Genomic DNA, 431 nt, shown 5'->3' with positions numbered 1-431 from the left:
GGTGGCTGCCGACCATCTCCTTGCCTCTTCGCCGAGCAGTCTGCGCAGCATCCGTATGCTCCTGGTCATGGGATTTTTCCGGCCGCGTGGCCGAAGCGACGCCCAACGAATGACGGGAACGCCTGTGGCTGAGGCCAAAGCCCTTTACGAAGCCGGGCGTTACGCCGAGGCGGAGGCCGAAGCCCGCTCCGTGGCCCGATCGCGGCCACGCGACGACGAGTACGCAGCTGTGGCGCTGAACATCGCCGCGCTCGCGACGGGCGCCCAAGGCCGCCACTCCGAGGCACTCGCCACCTACGGCGAAGCGCTGCCTGCCTTCAGCAGGATATTTGGAGCCGATCACTGGCTGACCCTGAAGCTGCGCTCGGACCGCGCCCAGCAGATGATCTCGCTCGGTCAGCACGCCGAGTGCGAGGCAGAATGCGCGGCCG

1 pseudogene is annotated in these 431 nt (G+C 67.7%); it reads left to right on the top strand.

From position 1 onward, the window contains the following. Positions 1-124: 124 nt before the first annotated feature. Positions 125-431: pseudogene (locus G3I60_RS44065) on the top strand (tetratricopeptide repeat protein); the annotation flags it as partial.

It is taken from the genome of Streptomyces sp. SID13666 (assembly GCF_010548325.1).
Lineage (GTDB): Bacteria > Actinomycetota > Actinomycetes > Streptomycetales > Streptomycetaceae > Actinacidiphila > Actinacidiphila fildesensis.
This window is presented reverse-complemented; position numbering and strand designations above follow the sequence as displayed.